Below are 781 nucleotides of genomic sequence, written 5' to 3'. Positions count from 1 at the left end.
TGTTCAGCGATTTATCACCAGCCGAAAAGACCGAAGAAAAGGGAAAACTAGGTCAGAATAATGAAATATTTTGTGGAGTGTTGCGGTTGTGATTATCGTAATGGCAAAACAAAAGGAGTTAATATGGGATTAGGCGTTGAAAATTCAGTTAAATCCGGGCGGGAATCTGACCTATCAGGATTACGCAAGCGATATCTGGGAAATTTTAGCATATAACCGGACACAGCACAAAGATATTATGTCTGAGTTAAACGTACAGTTTGTGATAGTAGACGGTACAATTCAGATAAACTGATTGGAGGAATAGAAGTATGCACATCGGTTTTGGCCAGAATACCGTATCTTCATTGTACGGTCATCAAAAAGGCGATTATATGAAAACTATAGGGTTTTCTCATAAAAAGCATAAGGCAAATGAATCGCAAGAAAAAATGACCGTAACATCCGGCAAGGACGTATGCCGGAAGATAGGACATTCAGATGAAGTCGATGGGGAAAATCAGGAAAACACATATATACATGATAGTTTTGCCTTAGACGCTAGTTACGCAAATTATATCAGAGAAACGGTGCCTAAAACTGTTTGGTCAAATGATTATCTTCGAGAATTATGGGATGAAAATGCTAAATATTTAAAAAGTATCCGTGAAAGTAAAAATGGGTATGGTTTCGATGATATTGGAATGGGAGCTGCATATGCCTATTCTACTATGTATCAAAAAATTGTAGAAGGATATAGGAATGGAACAAGAGAAGTGTATGTATGCGATAATCCAGAGAG

General features: G+C 37.4%; 2 protein-coding genes and 1 pseudogene. All 3 read left to right on the top strand.

Annotation, left to right across the window (positions count from 1 at the left end; translation table 11 throughout):
* The coding region (locus tag H8S17_RS17345) for an AgrD family cyclic lactone autoinducer peptide (RefSeq protein ID WP_186867906.1) at window positions 1-51 on the top strand (51 nt) is incomplete at its 5' end.
* Window positions 52-136: 85 nt separating this feature from the next.
* Complete coding sequence (locus tag H8S17_RS16260; RefSeq protein WP_154267374.1) at window positions 137-295, top strand: hypothetical protein; 159 nt, start codon at window positions 137-139, stop codon at window positions 293-295.
* A gap of 16 nt (window positions 296-311) precedes the next feature.
* Window positions 312-781, top strand: a pseudogene (locus H8S17_RS16255) (hypothetical protein); the annotation flags it as partial.

Source organism: Roseburia zhanii (assembly GCF_014287635.1).
Classification (GTDB): domain Bacteria; phylum Bacillota; class Clostridia; order Lachnospirales; family Lachnospiraceae; genus Roseburia_B; species Roseburia_B zhanii.
This window is presented reverse-complemented; position numbering and strand designations above follow the sequence as displayed.